Source organism: SAR324 cluster bacterium, from assembly GCA_029245725.1.
Lineage (GTDB): Bacteria > SAR324 > SAR324 > SAR324 > NAC60-12 > JCVI-SCAAA005.
On the sequence record JAQWOT010000201.1, the window covers coordinates 1 to 17,116 of the forward strand.

A 17,116-nucleotide genomic window follows, 5' to 3' on the forward strand; every position below is an offset into this window, starting at 1 on the left:
TCGATCTTTACCCCAATAGTCTGGCACACGTTCGTAGGTAATCGTCTTGCCAGCTTCGAACTCGGCAATGCGGTACGGACCACTTCCCAAGGGAGGTTCCAGCGTTGACTCTCCAAAGTCTCGATTCTCCCAATAGTGCTGTGGAAGTACAGGGAGCTGGCCTACGATCAAAGGCAATTCTTGGTTGGTGCTATCCCCAAAGTCAAAGCGTACTCGTCCTTCACCAAGATCAGTCACAGACTGCACATCTTTATAATATTTCTTGTAAAAGGGATCACCTTTCTCTAACAGTGAATTGAAGGTGAAAATCACATCAGCAGGCTTGACTGACACTCCATCATGGAACTTTGCATCTGGGTGCAGATGGAAAATCACAAAAGAGCGGTCTTCAGGCATCTGAACATGTGCTGCGAGGAGGCCATATTCGGTGAAAGGCTCATCCTGCGAACTGGTCATTAGGGTTTCATAGATCAGTCCTATATCCTCAGCACCGACACCTTTCGGAATGAAAGGATGAAAGCTGTCATAGGTGCCAATCACACTCTGATGAAGTTGGCCTCCTTTGGGTGCGTTTGGGTTTGCATATTCGAAGTGGGTGAAGTCCGCTAAATATTTAGGTTCACCATTCATGGCCAGTGCATGGCGTAATGGTAATTCTTCATTGGCAGCAACCGAGCTGACCCACAAAAACGATAGGGCACAGAATCCCCAGCAGAGTAGTCGCTTCATAGCAGTTCTCCATATTGAAAACTTAGCAAAGTCAGTAGATATTTACTTTATCGGCTTGCTGGGGGAATGTCGATAAAACAATGCAACTCATGATCAGTGACTGAATTACAGAACTTGTTCCTTGAGCATGTTTTCTCTAATATATTAAGTCTTTCCAATCAATCTTGAGTCCTTCAACCGAGACAGTTCCATGTTTGTTGCGAATGCTGAGATCAGAACAGTTCCGATGCTCCCAATGCGGGAAGAAGTCATTTTTCCAGGAATGACTACGCCTTTTTTCGTAGGCCGAAAAGCTTCGATGGAAGCCTTGGACCGTGCGCTTAGTGAAGATCGTCATATTTTTGTTGTTACTCAGCGCAATCCAAACGTCGAGAGCCCAAAACAGTCAGATCTTTTCGAGTATGGTGTTCTTGGGAAAGTGTTACAGGTGATGCGGTTGCCAAATGGAACGGTCAAGGCTCTCTTCGAGGGAGAGCAGCGAGCACAACTCCTCGAGAGCAGTTTGGAGCGTAATGAATACCTGGCTAGAATTCGTTTGATTGAACTGGAAGAAGGTGAGGAAGACGGCATGCGTAGCCTGGTAGATGATGTTCGGAAGATGTTCGATGAATATACTAAATTGGTAAAAAACAAGGCTCGAGAGGAGGCTCGCAAACGACTGCAGAAAGCTTCATCTTTGTTAGTAGCTGATCTGATCGCCCCAGTTTTGGATATTGGTAGGGAGCAGAAACAACAACTCCTCGAAGCCCTTGAACTACGTCATCGTCTTGAACTGGTGCGTCAATTTATGAGAAGCGAGTTGGAGATCAACCGCTTGGAAGATAAGCTGAAAAAACAGGTGGAAGAGCAAATTTCTCGCTCGCAAAAAGAAACTTACCTGCAGGATCAACTACGTTCCATTCAGAAAGAATTGGGCCAGGCCGACGATGGACAGACAGAGTCGGAGGAAATAGATCAAAAGATCACAGAAGCAAAAATGCCTGAGGGTGTGGAGGAAGAGGCTCGTAAGGAACTGAAAAAATTACAGATGATGTCACCACTATCCTCTGAAGCTAACGTGGTTCGGAATTATCTGGAGTGGCTCGTCTCTATGCCTTGGAGCAAGAAGACCCAAGATAATTTTGATCTAATTCGTGCACAGAAAGTCTTGGATGAGGATCACTATGGACTGGATAAGGTCAAGGAGCGCATCGTCGAATATCTTGCGGTAGCCCACCTGCGAGGTTCTTTGAAAGGGCCGATCATCTGTTTAACGGGTCCTCCAGGAGTGGGCAAGACCTCATTGGCAAAGTCGATTGCGAGAGCGTTGGATCGGAAATTTGTCAGGATGAGTCTGGGAGGCGTGCGTGATGAGGCAGAGATCCGTGGTCACCGTAGAACATACATCGGTGCCTTGCCAGGGAAAATCATTCAGTCTTTACGCAAAGCGGGTAGCAACAATCCAGTACTGTTGATTGATGAAATCGATAAACTCTACCAAAGCGTGATCAGTGATCCTTCAGCGGCTATGCTTGAAGTTTTGGATCCAGAGCAAAACAACACTTTCACGGATCACTACCTAGAAGTTGAATACGATCTGTCAGACGTACTTTTCATCTGCACTGCCAATTCTACTCAGCAGATCACCGCTCCTTTGCTGGACCGGATGGAGGTGATTCGCTTGTCAGGTTACACTGAACTGGAGAAAGTTCGAATCGCAGAAGATTTTATCATTCCAAGACAACGAAAACTACACGGTTTGATAGCTGAACAGTTGCGTTTCCGCAAAGCTGCGGTAGAAGAAGTGATTCGAAGCTATACTCGTGAGGCTGGCGTGCGCAATCTGGAGCGGGAGCTTGGTAAGATCTGTCGGAAAGTAGTTACCCAGTTGGTTCGCTCTGAAGAGAAGAAGAACATGATGGTGACACCGAAATTAGTGCACAAGTGCTTGGGGGTGCCACATCCACCAAGGGATCGCAAGAACGATCATAACGAGGTGGGCGTGGCAATGGGCTTAGGTGTCACTTCACTGGGTGGAGAAACCATGCTGGTGGAAGTTGGACTGATGCCTGGAGGTGGTAAATTGTCCCTGACTGGTAAATTGGGTGATGTGATGCAGGAGTCCGCCAAAGCCGCTTATTCATGGGTGCGCAGCAATGCGGAGTCACTTCGCATCGATCATAAGCTCTTCAAAAAGCGAGATCTACATATTCACTTGCCGGAAGGTGCGACTCCCAAAGATGGTCCGTCTGCTGGGTTACCGTTGATCACAGCGATTGTTAGTGCTTTTACCCAGATCCCAGTTCGTAACGAAGTAGCGATGACAGGTGAGATCACTCTCCGGGGACATGTTACAGAAATAGGTGGGTTGAAGGAGAAACTACTAGCTGCTCGTCGGGGCATGTTTTCAACGGTTGTAATCCCTGTGGAAAATGAGAAAGATCTGGCTGAAATTCCAGCCGAAATTACAGACGGACTGCGAATTAGAGCGGTACATAACGTGAATGACGCCCTCAACATTGCCTTGGAACATCACCCAGCCTTACTTGAGGTGCCAACCACTGCTGGAGAAGAGCTTCCAACAGATGGTACTGAAACGGTTGTCTGACCAGATCACAACGATATTTTTTCCAACAGCCCGCAATGACATTTTCCCATGATTGAAGTTTTCCTGCCCGATGGTTCATCTTGTCAATTACCTGAAGGTGCCACAGGATTGGACCTAGCTAACAGCATCGGTCGCCGCTTAGCACAAGATGCAGTGGCTGTTCGTATCAATGAACAGCTCAGTGATATTTGTCTAGAATTGCCCAATCAGGCACAGATCGAAATCGTAACACGAACTCAGCCCGATGGCGTAGAGTTGCTGCGCCATGATGCGGCACATGTGATGGCCCAGGTCGTCAAAGAACTCTACCCAGAAACTCAGGTCACTATTGGTCCGGTGATTGAGAATGGTTTCTATTATGATTTTGCCCGTGAAGAGTCCTTCACTCCTGATGATTTGGAGCGGATTGAAGGCCGGATGCGAGAGTTAGTGAAAGAAGATATCTCTATTCAAAGAGAAGTCTGGGAGCGGGATGTGGCGATCACTTTTTTTGAAGAGCAAGGAGAGATTTACAAGGCACAAATCATTCGTGATCTCCCAGAAGATGAAGTGATCTCCCTCTATCGCCAGGGAGAGTTCATCGACTTATGCCGAGGGCCCCACTTACCTTCAACAGGCCGTTTGGGGCAGGGTTTTAAATTAATGAAACTAGCAGGAGCCTATTGGCGTGGGAAGTCTGAGAATGCAATGCTTCAGCGCATCTATGGCACCGCGTGGCCCAATGAAAAAGAACTCAATGGCTATCTGCATCAACTGGAGGAAGCAGAGCGGCGAGATCATCGACGACTTGGTCGTGAGATGGGGTTGTTTCATTTCCAAGACGAGGCCCTAGGCTCCGTATTTTGGCATCCAAAGGGTTGGACGTTGTACAGAATTTGTGAGCAGTACATGCGTCAGCGCTTGGAAAAAGCAGGCTATGTAGAGGTCAAGACCCCGCAGTTGGTGGACCGATTGCTCTGGGAGAAATCAGGTCACTGGGAAAAATTTCGGGAGCATATGTTCATTGCCGAAGTGGATGAAGGTGGCAAGGGACATAGCGAAGATCAACGCGCTTTGGCTCTCAAACCTATGAACTGTCCAGGGCATGTGCAGATCTTCCGCCAGGGAATCAAGAGCTACCGTGACCTGCCGTTACGTCTTGCCGAGTTTGGTTCTTGCCATCGTTATGAACCACATGGAGCGCTACACGGATTGATGCGCGTACGTGCTTTCACTCAGGATGATGCACACATCTTCTGTACAGAGAGCCAGATTGAGGGAGAAACCAAGGCTTTCATTGAGTTGCTCTCGACCATCTATCAGGACTTTGGCTTCGAAAGTTTCCGCGTAAAATTTTCAGACCGACCTGAGGTTCGTGCTGGTTCTGATGAGATTTGGGATCGTGCAGAATCAGCGCTGCTAGCGGCAACAAGAGCTGCTGGTCAGGATTACACTCTGAATCCAGGAGAAGGCGCCTTCTATGGGCCAAAACTAGAGTTCGTGTTGCGTGATGCAATTGGTCGTGATTGGCAATGTGGAACTCTGCAAGTGGATTTTGTTTTGCCAGAACGCCTTGATGCAAACTATGTCGCAGAAGATGGACAGCGCTACCGACCTGTGATGCTGCACCGTGCGATTCTTGGTTCCTTTGAGAGGTTTCTAGGTATTTTGGTTGAACAGTTTGCTGGACGCTTCCCATTGTGGCTGGCTCCGACACAGGCTGTCTTGGCAACGATCGTCACAGAAGCCAATGACTATGCACTGGATTTGCAAAACCAACTATTGGCTGCGGGCCTACGTGCTGAGGTTGATTTGCGCAATGAGAAAATTAGTTACAAAGTTCGGGAACACAGCCTACAGAAAGTGCCGGTACTACTAGCACTAGGAAGACGAGAGGCCGAAGAAGAAACTGTGACGGTTCGGCGACTAGGCTCTAAAGAACAACAGACGCTACTCTTCGAAGATTTTTTAGTTCAATTGCAAGCGGAAGCGACACCGCCAACTTTGCGATGAAGCCAATTCCATACATGTGCTGAACATGAGGAAGTATGCGAGAAGATACTGATTTTGATGATGATCTTCTGGATGAAGAAGGTGAAGGGTCAGGAGGGCCTGACGAGGATGCGATTCCGGAGAGTTTTGCCAAAGATCTAGCGACCCGAATGGTCGTTCTCTTCGAGAAAGAGGTAGATCCGAAAGCGGCCGCTGTCACGGTCTCGGACTTCATTTACACCAGTACGAATACACTTAAGAAACTTCCCTACTTCATTGATGCCCTTGAGATGCTGCTCGACAACGAGCAGACACAGCGTTTTGCAGCTCTCAGCTGGGTGGCTCTCGTCAATGAAAGTGTCAACACTGAGGACTACGTTGGCTACGTACAAGATATGCTCGACTACCTGTTGGAGTCTTTCTACAACATGGAGAAGTCAGACGTAGAGATTGGTGATCGCAAATTTTCGGGAACCAGTTATGTGATATGTGAGATTTTTTCCAAGATGTTCGACATGAACAAAAATCATGGCGACGTCTGTTCCGAAATCTTTACGCTTCTGATTCGCAAGGAAATGGTCATTGAAGCCCAGGAAGATGCGGAATATGAGGCTCGCAGTGGCCGTACAGGTTCTAAGAAGGCACGCAAGAAACGCCTGCGCCTTTATGATGAGGTCATCAACTATCTACAGGCTAAGTCACAGTTCAAGCAAAACCAGATGAGTTCGGAGAACCCATTCGAATTCCTTGGAGTGCTGGTCGAGAAACTGAAGGCCACGAAGCGTTATGTCTCCCAGGAAATTCTCAATGCGCGCGCAGCCGAGAAAAAGAAGCAACTCGAGACAGAACTCCAGAATCGACTGGCTTCAGCAGAAGAGTTGGTGATGGGAGTTGATAGTTTCACAGACGGCCTCGGGTTCTTCGTTAAAGAGCGCAAATATAACTTCAAGTTTTTGGCTGTGGAAAGAGTGCGCCTTGCCCTTCAATTGACGGGTTCGATCATCGGTGCATGCTATTTCTTACTCGGATATGTGGGGATGTACGGGATTGATTGGGTGAACGGTACAGTGGTCTGTATCACGATGCTGCTGTTTTCTAGAATCATGACCTCTCGCAAGCGGTTTTCTGACTTCTATCCAAAAGATGTCAGTAAGGAGTTAGAGACCTGCTCAACAGGTTTCATTGATGTCTTTAAGCACATGTCCAGGGGTCAACTGGAACTCTTCCTGAGTAAGCAAATTCGTTTTGACCGAAACCAGGTCTATTTGAAGATGCTGCCCGAATACGTCAAGTACCTTTATGCGATCATGCCGGATCGCAAGAGCATACTGATGGATGTCAAAGAATTGTCGGGCTTGGTCGAGAGTATTGAGATTGATGTGTCTAAGAAGTTGCGGGGCATGCTATGAGTCAACGGACTCGTCTGGCAGCACTGTCTTCGGCTTTGGTTGGTCAGGAGATTTGTCTACGAGGTTGGCTACGAACAGTACGAAATTCAAAGAAATTTTCTTTCCTCAATTTGAATGATGGCTCAACACAGTCAGGAATCCAAATCATCGCTGATGCAGAGTTGCCCGATTATGAAGAGATCACCAAATTAACAACTGGCTCAGCGGTTGAAGTGATTGGTCAACTGGTTGAATCTCCTGGCAAGGGACAAGCCTTTGAAGTTCAAGCTCAGCAGATCCGAATTTACGGGAGGTCACCAGGAGAGGACTACCCACTTCAAAAAAAAGGTCACACCCTCGAATTCCTGCGTGAAATCGCCCACCTCCGACCACGAACCAATACTTTTGGTGCTGTCTTCAGAATTAGGAATACACTCGCTGATGCAGTCCATCGTTTCTTTCAGGAACGTGGATTTCTTTACATTCACACACCAATCATCACTGCCAGCGATACAGAGGGGGCAGGGGCATTGTTTCAAGTTACGACTCTGTCACTAGATCAACGACTACACCTAACTGCTCAGGGCAAGCCCGGCTACAGCGCTGACTTCTTTGGTCGTCCTGTATTCTTAACAGTGTCAGGCCAGTTGAATATAGAAGCATTTGCGTGTTCGTTTGGTGATGTCTACACCTTTGGGCCAACGTTTCGCGCAGAAAATTCCAACACATCCCGGCACCTCGCTGAGTTTTGGATGATTGAGCCAGAGGTGGCTTTCTGTGAATTGTTGGATCTGGTTCAACTAGCTACTGACTTTCTGAAATTCTTGCTCAGCAGCTGCCTTGAACGCCACTCAGAAGACTTGGCGTTCCTGCAGAAAATGTATGATCCAGAGCTTTGCGCAACGTTGGAGCACATTGTTTCATCCGAATTCCAGACCGTGTCTTATACGGAAGCGGTTGATATCCTCCAGCAATCAGAACAGCCCTTCGAGTTTCCAGTAGAATGGGGTGCAGACCTACAGTCAGAACATGAACGTTATCTGACAGAGCAGCACTATGGCTGCCCAGTCGTTTTGATAGACTACCCACGTGACATCAAAGCATTCTATATGAAGCAGAATCCAGATGATCGCACAGTGGCAGCAATGGATGTCTTGTTTCCAAGAATTGGGGAGATCATCGGAGGTTCCCAGCGTGAAGACAACCTCGAACAACTACAAAAGCGTCTTCGTGAGCTAGATTTGCCAGAGGAAGAATATGGTTGGTACCTAGATCTGCGTCGCTACGGTTCTGTGCCTCACTCCGGTTTTGGCCTTGGCTTTGAGCGAATTGTTCAATTCGTTACAGGCATGAAGAACATCCGTGACGTGATCCCCTTCCCACGAGTGCCCGGCCATGCCGATTTCTAGGACTTGATGCGGATCCTGATCACCAGCAACGTTCGCTGGTGGAATGCGGAGGCTGCCTATGCAGCTACTCTCGCAAGAGAATTACTGAATGCTGGGCATAAAGTTTGGGTGCTGACCCTCCCCAATTCTCTGAATGAGACTAAGCTGCGTAATTGGAACCTGCCAATCATTACGGACATCCCACTTAGTTCTTCAAATCCTTGGCAACTTTGGCGGGCTTACCAACGGCTGCAATCCCTGATTGAGGAACAGCAAATTCAGATTGTCAATGCCCACCGATCCGAGGGATTCCCCCTGCTCGTGTTGCTTCGGCAACGGCTGAAAAGTTTTGTGTTAATCCGTACTCGCGGTACAATTCGACCACTTCGTGATCATTGGCTAAATCGTAAGTTACATGAGGATTGGATTGAGTCCGTGATTGTACCTGCGCAGGTGATCGCTTCCCAACTTCGCCAGGTCCTCAATCTTCCATCAGAGCGTCTGCAGGTCATCTACTATCCTGTTAACCCAAGTTCGATTGACTCACAGGGAGAAAGTGAGGCTCAACAATCTCGATTAGAGTGTCTTGATCGATTGGGTATCCCAAGGCATTGTCGAGTCATTGGTATTGTTGGACGTATTCGGCCAGTCAAGGGGCAAAGGATTCTTTTAAAAAGTTTTGCCGCACTAAGAAAGCGTTTTCCAGACATAGTGCTGCTGATGCTCTATCGAGATACGAATGAGACAGAAGCAGAATGGCAAGGGCTTTTGCAAGATTTGGCTGAATCGAATCTCAAGCAGAATGTCTACTTGTATGGTTATCGCGAGGATGTTCTGGAAATTATGCGTCACACTGATATTGGCGTGGTTAGTTCTGTCGATTCTGAAGTGATTTGTCGTGTGGCTGTTGAATTTTTTTCTGTGGGGACGCCTGTGGTTGCTTTTCCTACCGGAGCTCTACCTGAGATCATTCAGGATGGTGTCACAGGCCGGATCACAAAAGACAAGAGTGCAGAAGCCCTGGCCGAAATTCTGGAGTGGATGCTGGAAAGTCCGGAACGCATTGCAGAGTTCGGTAAGAATGCCCGTCAGCAGTCTTTGGAATGTTTTGATCCGAATAAATTGCTAGAGCAGACATTGTCAGTTTATGAGCAAAGCTGGCAACACTTACGGTCCCAACTGGTAACAGGAGAGGCAAATGTTCGGCCGTAAATCCACAGAACGTGGTTTCCCAAAGCATGAGGAAATTGTTCTGCACAAGGTCATAGAACAAGTGGAGAAGGTGCTGCGTCAGATGCAAACGGAGGGAAAAGACCTGACTCGGGTACGTATCAAACGATTCCAAAAGACACATCATGTAAACTGCCGCTGTCAGCAATGCAAGTTGGCAGAGGAAAAAAAAGATCCACGTTTGCGAGGACTATTGGAAGATGGTTTTAAAGTCTATCTTGATAAGACGCGCGAGTGACTAGTCTGGAGAACTATCAGGAAGGCGTATTCAGCGTGGCAGAGGAACTGGCGGATCTCTGGACAGGCTTTTGCTTTGAACAGGGTGTAGCTGGCTGCGAAATTCTTCAAGAAGCTGATGGTGAACAAAGACTGAAATGCTACCTGACCGAACCACAAGCACTTGATGAGTGGATTTCTCGTTTTCGTAACGAGTATCCAAAAGCAGTTGGAAAACTAGAGTTAGTAGAGTATCGACTCTGCCCGAATGAAAATTGGCGTTTGGGTTGGCATGATCATTTTCAGCCTGTAGAAATCGGTCGAACTCTATTGATTGCACCTGTCTGGTACGAAAAGGACCTGCCTGAGAATCGTCAGGTAATTTGGCTGGAGCCAGGACAGGCGTTTGGAACAGGAACCCACGTCTCTACTCGCTTGGCACTGGAGATGCTCGAACTGGTTATTTTGCAGGAAGCTCAGGTGCCGACCAGTCTTATCGATGTGGGTACAGGGTCGGGCATTCTTGGCTTGGCTGCGACTCGTCTCGGAATTTCAAAAATTATAGCTTGTGACAATGATCCGGTAGTCCTGCCAGAGGCTCTTCACAATTTTGAACTGAATCAGCGGGGTCAACATTTTTGGGGCGTTGTTGGTACGGCCAACATTATTAACAAACCGGCGCCACTGGTAATCAGCAATATGTTGTTAGAGGAACTAAAATCTGTGGTGGTAGATTTGGCAAGATTGACAGCAGCTGGTGGAACCCTGATTTGTAGTGGTCTTCTGACAGAGCAGGAAGAACCACTTGCAACCGCCTTAGCGAAATATGGCCTGCGCATTTGTGCTTCGACAGAGGCAGAAGGTTGGAGTGCCTTTGCTTACCGGGAAGCGGGCAAGTTCTAAGGTTACACAGCTTTTTCTTTGCGTCTCCCCAAAGATGGGGTTACTCTTGCTCAACTTGAAAAATTGTTGGTTGCTGTGAGCTTTGCTGCTCATGGATGCTTATTCTGTAATCACGAAAGGAGAGAAATCCCATGGAATTGCCTAACACTGAAGCTATGTCCATTGAGGAGAAAATTTGGTTTGCACGGGCTATTGCCGGCATGATTGTGGCCGATGGTCGAGTGGATGACTCAGAGCTCGAATTTCTTAAAGAGGCCATTTCTTTTCTGGAAGATCGTGATCAGGTGAATGGCATCATGGCTGTTGTGCGCCAAGGCAAGACACCATCGCTGGAAGCACGAAAGATTGATCCTAAGCAATCATTTATTATTCTCAAGTATCTTGCGGAGTTGATGGTTGTAGATGGGAAAATGTCGGAGACGGAAATCACCTTTTTCGTCTATGCGGGTGGTCTGTTGGGCTTCACCAGCAATATCCTTACGAAGCTATGGAAGACAGCACGGTCAATGCTGGAAGCAACCAAACCATTGGCAAAAATCTCTGCTGGTAAGAATGCCTCTCTAGTGCGACTCACTTCGCTCTCGGAATCCCGTTGTACTTTCCGGAACCCTCGGGCGATGGTTCCCAACATGCCGGTTTATATCCAGATTTCCAAGTCGGGTTCAGAGGAAGAATTCTACGATCGTGTTGAAGGCAGGGTGACTGGACAGCGCCAGGAAAAGTGGGATGAGAAGAGTGTCTCGATTCGCGTAGACATCGTCCAGAGACTGGGGGACCAACACGGTATTCTTCAGATCCTCTTCCCAGATCGTTACGAGGTCTCAACAGTTAATGATCGGCTCACACCGAAGAAATCCTCGTTGACTGGGCGTATCGTCAATTGTTTTGCTTGCGGCAATGATAAGGTTCATTTTTGGTCTTTGCGCGCCAGGAGCATGATTACCAAACAGAATATTTTTGGGATTCCAAAGTACCTAAGTCCTTCCGGATCTATGGACTTCTGCGATTTTAATCTGCTGGATGTGACGAGTTGTACCAGCTGTGGATTCTCTACCAATGTTTTGGAGCATTTCCGCTCACAGTCTAACCGGGACGCTCCCTTCAACGTAGAGCAGTTCCAGGAAGGATGGGAAGAGCGAATGCAGAGCTTGCTAGAAAAAATAAAAGATCCAGCAGCATTCATGAGTGAAGAACGAGATCTTGAGATGGCATTGCTCAGCTACGATTTAGCGATGGAGACCCATAAACGATTGTCGGAGGTTGCAGACACACCGTATGCCAACGTGCGTAAAATGGCCTCACTGAATATGGTGAAAGCTGAAATGCTCTCGGAGGCAGGTCGAATCGATGAAGCCAAGGCAGCACTGAAGGAAATCATTGAATGGCTCGAACCAATTTTTGAACAACTTGATAAGGTCGAGATCATCAAGGCTTGTTTACTGCTCTTTAGGCTCAAAGTGTATTTCAAAGACTTCCAGGGGGCTGGAGGGCTGATGAAGTTTATGGATAACTATGACACCGAAGGAAAATTGGATCAGGAATCTGAAGAGTTTAAGGTGCTTTCTGTATCGCAGCAGGCGTTAAAAAAGTGCTATGACGATCGTGAAGAGTACTCCGAAGAAAAACTGAAAACCTTCCATTTGCCTGAGTAAGTCCTACCTACGAAGACATTTCTCTTCCTACATGTATTTCTTCCAAAAGCTTCGCCTTCTGCTTTTGCTAGTGGGAGGCCTAGGCTTTTTCCTGCTGCCTATCCAACCAGTTTGTGCTCAAGTCTTTGAAGATGCCTGGGGGCTATTGCTGTTCAAGGGACAGACAGCTCAAAGTAACTTAGATGACATCGGTTTGATCAACTATACGGATTCACACGATCCTTCCAAAGCTCTGGATTTGGCGTACCCAAACACAGATGAGCTAGTTTATGGAGTGGAAGTCGCACGTCGAATATCAAGGAAGCTTTGGTGGTTCCATTATTTGGAACCTTACGTTACGGAATTGGAAGCTGCCCTGAGCATCAACTATCGAGAAAGCCAAACGAAAGTGATCAACGAGATTGGCCCCTCTGTAATATTCCGATGGAAGAACTTTCGATGGGATCGCTATGTGAAGACCACAATTGGCTTTGCTGAAGGAGTTTCTTACGCTTCCAAGATTCCAGATCAAGAGCGAACCGAAGGCAGGCCCTCCAAACACTTTATGAATTTGCTGACGCTAGATATCACTTTAGCTCCGCCGCAACTTCCAGAAGCTGAATTGTCTTTCCGGATTCATCATCGTTCTGCCGGGTATGGCCTTTATGGTGTGCGCAACACCAGCTCTAACATACTTGGGGTAGGTCTACGCTATCGTTGGGGAGTAGCTTTGTGAGCAAAGCTTTGGAAAGAGAGGCCTAGTTAGTCGTTAGTGTGGTCTGCTAGCAGATTTGTTAAAATGATTTGGTAGCAGCCTATTCTTTTTGATTAAATATATGAAATTCAAAAAGTAGAGAGATGAGTCGGTATTTAGAAAGTCTGTCTTGGCAGAATTGAAGAAGTAGTGGCATATCGGTGATAGTAGGGGACCATGGCTGTACGAGTGCATGAACATCACTCCGATTTTCTCCCTCCAGCAACTTGGGGAGATTCTGACCCAGATCTAGTTGGTGTTCTTGTTCCAGTATGACCTCCATCCGCTGAATAAAATATTGCATGAGTTCACGAGGCAGCCGACTGGTGAGTACCACTGCTTCAGTATCCAACAGACTGTGGATATTGATAACAGCCAAAGAGAGAGCTTGTGCTGCCTGTTCGACCCACTGATCAAAAATTTGACGCTGTTCACTACTGTCTTCACTAAGTTGAGTAATTTTTGATTTTTCGATTCCGGCTTTGCTTAGTTTGTTGAGCAGTAGAAATAAGGAGGCATGCTCTAACAGCAAGCTACTCTGGCCTGGAGAACCAATCTGCATCAGAGCTAAGTCTCCTGCGTTGCTGTTGGTTCCTCGTAGGATGTCTCCATCACAAACAACCCTTCCCCCAATCACTACATCTAAGAACAGGTAGACGAAATTATTCACTCGTTTGCCAACCCCAAAAAGCATCTCTGCTATCGCAGCGGCTGTTCTATCATTTTCCATGAATACATCGCAGCCAAAGCTCTGTTCCAGCGCATCAACAACATCAAAGCCTGCCCAAGCAGCGAGACGGTCTGATGTTTCCTGGTCCAGCCCTAACTCATTGTGCCATGCTTCCAACCGAAACGGTACTGCCACTCCAATACCTGCCAGTCGAAGAGCGCTTCCTGGATTGTTTGAAAACAATTGGTTGCTTTGCTGGAGAATGAGTTCCATCTCAGCCTCAGGTTGTGAGAGATCTTGCTGTAGAAAAACACGATCAATCACGACTCACGTGAAATCGACTAATACAATGGTGATATCCTTACGTCCTAACTTGATCCCCAGAGAGTAAGCGCCTTAAGAATTAAGTTGGATCTGGGTTGCGGGTTTGCCAATGGACCCATAGCGTTTGTGGGTTTCTACAACCAGTTCGTCCTTCAATAGTTTATTCATGAGCACGGATGCAGTTTGTGCGCTCAAACCGGTCATCCTTGAGATTTCTGCGCGGGACAGTTCTCCGTGGTGTCGCAAGCACTGTAGAACCAATCTTGCGTTTTGCGAATATTCCATGGGGGCTTTAATTGTTAGAAAAAATGGCTGGTGTCAAAGGATTTGCCAGAGAAGTTGACAAAGTCAATCTTTTGACAAATTGATGCGCTATATTGAGAAGTTGCTTAGGTATTGCCGAAGAACAAGATGATCTGCTTGAAGGGAGTCAGCCAGGGCAGGGTTTTCACGATATTGTTGTGCTCAGACAGACGTATGTGAAATCTGTGAATGTAGCGAATAGGTTGTTTGACAGGGTTTGTTTTGTTCAGAATTGGAGCCCAACCATGAACTCACTGCTCCAGATAATGTTATAATTTCCCTTTGCATCAGCGAATCCCAGAGAAACCTTATTAGGGTCAAGGTAGATACCAGCCCCAATAAATAAGGTTTTATTTGCCAAATAGTGCAGGCCGGAACCAAGCTGACCTGTAAAAATTCTACCATCCAATGTTTCTTCAAGGCGTTGGTTGGAGTCCTCTTCTGTCCGTTTAGCAGATAGAAAATTGTAGGAGAGGCGTAACTCTGGTTGTAGTCTCCATTCGGGCGAAAAATACCAAGCGTAGCCTCCGGATGCCTGCAGCCTGTATTCTTCTAATTCAATTGCGACACTACGATTCTGGGTATGATTCTGCCCAGTCAATTCTACTCTTTCTAGGGCAACCCCAACTGTTAGGTGAGAGGCCCAATGATGATTGTAGTACAGTCCTTGGCTTTGGCCACTGAGATTCAAATCTGTTCCTGTTTCTGAGTACTCACCACGTTGCATTCGACCAGCAAGAGCAACATATTGTAGACCACTCATAGCTCTGATCATCGTTGGTGGTAGCTCAGGGGTCTGGTCTTCAACAGCAACAATGACCTCAACAGTGTCCAATCCTTTGTAGTTTTCTTCACCCTGCGTAACGGACACCAACAGCTGGTAGGTTGAACTAGCTTCTGCAACTTCATCTGGTAGGCCACGAACAGTCACACTCTGTTCAAAATTCCAGTCTTCCGGAGTGAAAATCAGTTGTTCTGGTAGCACAGAGAAGTCATCTGGAGCAGATGACTTGAGCTGGAGATGCACTGCTTCATTGGGACGGCTATTCAGGCGGACCTGTAGTTGGTCTTCACCAAAACTTTCGCTTACTCGTAGGTTTCCTGTTGAAGTTAGTATGCCCGGTTGGTCATTGTCTTCATTGGTGCCAACCAAATCTGTTGCGTCCAAACCTTGGTAGAGCTGATCGTTACTTTCAGCAGGTAGAATATTTATCAAGAAAAATTGAGAACCATCCAATCGTTCATCGTCTAAACCTTGGATGTTTACTCGCTGAGGTTGGTCCCAGTTTTCGGGTTGGATGACGATTGCCTCTGGATTGATGCTGACCTCGTTTGGCTGAGAGGTGCGCAGAGGAATACGCACCAAAGCCTCAGGTCTGCTCTGCAATAGCACTTCAAAGTGGTCACTAGTTCCAGATTCACTGGTACTGAGCCGTTCAGGTGCTCGGATCAGAATGCTTGCGATATCATCATCACGATTAGTTAGGGTGAGTTGTTGGGATGCTAGTGCAACGTACTCTGGGCTGTTCCCAAGTACTCTCACAAAAATAGTCACGGTTTGGTCACCATCTGCCAAATTATCATCTTTGCCAACGACCAGCAGCCGTTGACGAACGTTCCAGTTACTTTTGTCAAAGGTGAGTGAGTTTGGAAATAGTGTGGCTTCATCGGCTTTATCCAGAGAGAGTTCTGCGATTACTTCTCCCTTTGGTTCACTAAGTAGTCGAATGGATACCTCAGAACTCTCACCCTCTTCGCTGATCTGATCTGAACTGCTCTCCAACTCTAACGCAGCGATGTCATCGTCACTGTTAATCAAGGGAATTTGGAGGGTGGATAGCTTCTGATAGGCCTCATCCGTCGAATCTATTGTAATTGATAATTCGTAGGATTGGTCACCATCCTGTTGAAGATCGTCAAGTCCCTCTACGACTAATTGCTGAGTACGATCCCAGTCGGCAGCTGTGAAGCGCATTTCCTGAGAAGAGACTTTCCCTTCCGTATCGTCTGAAGACTCAATTTTCAACTGGACTGGACTGCGCGGCTGGCTTCGCAATCTCAAGTCAAAGTTGGCTTGGGCTCCTGCCTCAGTTGTTACCCCTCTTTCTGGATCGATCACAATTCCTGGATTTTCGTCATCTTCGACCAGCAATTGTAAGCGAAGTGGGGGAAGCTTGATGTAGCTTTGATCTGTGGTTGATTTAACCGAAGCAAGAACTTCTACAGGGCGATCTGGATTATCAAAGGGATCATCAACTGCTTGAACCCGAAGTAATTGAGGTTTTGGCCAACTGTCAGGAGTAATTTGAATTTCATCTGGAGCAACCTGGATGAAATCAGGATGCTTATTGTCCACCCGTAAAGTGACGGGATTCATAGGGCGACTGAGTAGGGAAATTTCATATATGACAGGAACCCCTCCCTCTTGTAGTCGACCAGGTTGGCGAGTTACGGACCAATCAACTACATCGTTATCCAAACTTTGCAGGACAAGACCAACAGGAGCAGCTTGTCGGAAGCGAGTGTCTTCCGTGGCAGCTACAGCAAGCTGTAAGGTTACTGTACGATCACCAGCTGCAATATCGTCATCAATACTTCTAACTGGAATGTGGCGTGGCTGATTCCAGTCACTTGTCGTGAAGGTTAGTTCGTCTGCGTCCAGAATTACTTCATCAGCCAGCGCGCTACGTAAGCTGATTCGGACGGAGGAGGCAGGTTGGCGGTTTAGCTGAATTGTGATGTTAGTTCCCTCATCTCCCTCCAGAACGGATGATTCCTCCAAGTGAGCTAGAATGCGAGCTTTTGGAAAATCACCACAACGCCAGGCAATGACATCGTCTAGTAAACCCTGCAGTCGCAATTCACGACGTTTTTCCACAGAACACTGTATGAGTGAACTTTCTTGTCCCAATACTGCTGAGAAAGGGAGGTTGATACCAAGGTAGATCAGTAGGGTAGAAAGCAGGCGTTGGGAAAGGTTCATAGCTCAGTCAGTTCGGGTTGACGTCTGCTATAATCCTTT

The 17,116-nt window shown here is 47.2% G+C and carries 13 protein-coding genes; 9 read left to right on the forward strand and 4 right to left on the reverse strand.

Features of this window, described 5'->3' with window-relative positions:
• Positions 1-729: ABC transporter substrate-binding protein (locus tag P8O70_10565; protein MDG2197315.1), on the reverse strand; the 729-nt coding region annotated here is incomplete at its 3' end.
• A gap of 190 nt (positions 730-919) precedes the next feature.
• Between P8O70_10565 and lon the strand changes: the two genes are divergently transcribed.
• The 9 genes from lon to P8O70_10610 all read left to right on the forward strand — a co-directional run bounded on the left by lon (position 920) and on the right by P8O70_10610 (position 12,779).
• Positions 920-3,316 (forward strand): endopeptidase La, encoded by a 2,397-nt coding sequence (gene lon, locus P8O70_10570; protein ID MDG2197316.1) that lies wholly within the window; start codon positions 920-922, stop codon positions 3,314-3,316.
• A gap of 48 nt (positions 3,317-3,364) precedes the next feature.
• A complete protein-coding gene (thrS, locus tag P8O70_10575; protein ID MDG2197317.1) occupies positions 3,365-5,308 on the forward strand; it encodes a threonine--tRNA ligase in 1,944 nt (647 codons plus the stop codon).
• A 35-nt stretch (positions 5,309-5,343) separates the two neighbouring features.
• Positions 5,344-6,696, forward strand: coding sequence for a hypothetical protein (locus tag P8O70_10580; GenBank protein MDG2197318.1), 1,353 nt, complete (start codon positions 5,344-5,346; stop codon positions 6,694-6,696).
• Positions 6,693-8,084 carry an asparagine--tRNA ligase gene (asnS, locus tag P8O70_10585; GenBank protein ID MDG2197319.1) on the forward strand — a complete coding sequence of 464 codons (1,392 nt, stop codon included), beginning with the start codon at positions 6,693-6,695 and terminating at the stop codon, positions 8,082-8,084. The genes P8O70_10580 and asnS overlap by 4 nt, the downstream gene beginning before the upstream one ends.
• 6 nt (positions 8,085-8,090) lie before the next feature.
• The gene (locus P8O70_10590) at positions 8,091-9,275 is read left to right on the forward strand and encodes a glycosyltransferase family 4 protein (GenBank protein ID MDG2197320.1); all 1,185 of its coding nucleotides are present in this window, start codon (positions 8,091-8,093) and stop codon (positions 9,273-9,275) included.
• Positions 9,262-9,531, forward strand: coding sequence for a hypothetical protein (locus tag P8O70_10595; GenBank protein ID MDG2197321.1), 270 nt, complete (start codon positions 9,262-9,264; stop codon positions 9,529-9,531). Before P8O70_10590 ends, P8O70_10595 begins: the two co-directional genes overlap by 14 nt.
• Positions 9,528-10,412 carry a 50S ribosomal protein L11 methyltransferase gene (locus tag P8O70_10600; protein MDG2197322.1) on the forward strand — a complete coding sequence of 295 codons (885 nt, stop codon included), beginning with the start codon at positions 9,528-9,530 and terminating at the stop codon, positions 10,410-10,412. The genes P8O70_10595 and P8O70_10600 overlap by 4 nt, the downstream gene beginning before the upstream one ends.
• Before the next feature lie 131 nt (positions 10,413-10,543).
• Positions 10,544-12,064: a DUF2225 domain-containing protein gene (locus P8O70_10605; protein MDG2197323.1), complete on the forward strand. Its 1,521-nt coding sequence runs from the start codon at positions 10,544-10,546 to the stop codon at positions 12,062-12,064.
• Between the two features lie 31 nt (positions 12,065-12,095).
• Positions 12,096-12,779, forward strand: coding sequence for a hypothetical protein (locus P8O70_10610; protein ID MDG2197324.1), 684 nt, complete (start codon positions 12,096-12,098; stop codon positions 12,777-12,779).
• Positions 12,780-12,858: 79 nt separating this feature from the next.
• On the opposite strand, the gene P8O70_10615 is transcribed toward P8O70_10610, so the two are convergent.
• The 3 genes from P8O70_10615 to P8O70_10625 all read right to left on the reverse strand — a co-directional run bounded on the left by P8O70_10615 (position 12,859) and on the right by P8O70_10625 (position 17,077).
• Positions 12,859-13,791: an ROK family protein gene (locus P8O70_10615; protein ID MDG2197325.1), complete on the reverse strand. Its 933-nt coding sequence runs from the start codon at positions 13,789-13,791 to the stop codon at positions 12,859-12,861.
• A gap of 72 nt (positions 13,792-13,863) precedes the next feature.
• On the reverse strand, positions 13,864-14,076 hold the full coding sequence (locus P8O70_10620; protein MDG2197326.1) for a helix-turn-helix domain-containing protein: 213 nt from the start codon (positions 14,074-14,076) through the stop codon (positions 13,864-13,866).
• 244 nt (positions 14,077-14,320) lie between these two features.
• Positions 14,321-17,077 (reverse strand): Calx-beta domain-containing protein, encoded by a 2,757-nt coding sequence (locus P8O70_10625; GenBank protein MDG2197327.1) that lies wholly within the window; start codon positions 17,075-17,077, stop codon positions 14,321-14,323.
• Positions 17,078-17,116: the final 39 nt, after the last annotated feature.

What these genes read in the sequence shown, in the direction of transcription:
- lon (MDG2197316.1), top strand. Translation starts at nt 920, where the DNA reads ATGTTTGTTGCGAATGCTGAGATCAGAACAGTTCCGATGCTCCCAATG.
- P8O70_10580 (MDG2197318.1), top strand. Translation starts at nt 5,344, where the DNA reads ATGCGAGAAGATACTGATTTTGATGATGATCTTCTGGATGAAGAAGGT.
- P8O70_10625 (MDG2197327.1), bottom strand. Translation starts at nt 17,077, where the DNA reads ATGAACCTTTCCCAACGCCTGCTTTCTACCCTACTGATCTACCTTGGT.
- P8O70_10620 (MDG2197326.1), bottom strand. Translation starts at nt 14,076, where the DNA reads ATGGAATATTCGCAAAACGCAAGATTGGTTCTACAGTGCTTGCGACAC.
- thrS (MDG2197317.1), top strand. Translation starts at nt 3,365, where the DNA reads ATGATTGAAGTTTTCCTGCCCGATGGTTCATCTTGTCAATTACCTGAA.
- P8O70_10605 (MDG2197323.1), top strand. Translation starts at nt 10,544, where the DNA reads ATGGAATTGCCTAACACTGAAGCTATGTCCATTGAGGAGAAAATTTGG.
- asnS (MDG2197319.1), top strand. Translation starts at nt 6,693, where the DNA reads ATGAGTCAACGGACTCGTCTGGCAGCACTGTCTTCGGCTTTGGTTGGT.
- P8O70_10595 (MDG2197321.1), top strand. Translation starts at nt 9,262, where the DNA reads ATGTTCGGCCGTAAATCCACAGAACGTGGTTTCCCAAAGCATGAGGAA.
- P8O70_10610 (MDG2197324.1), top strand. Translation starts at nt 12,096, where the DNA reads ATGTATTTCTTCCAAAAGCTTCGCCTTCTGCTTTTGCTAGTGGGAGGC.
- P8O70_10590 (MDG2197320.1), top strand. Translation starts at nt 8,091, where the DNA reads ATGCGGATCCTGATCACCAGCAACGTTCGCTGGTGGAATGCGGAGGCT.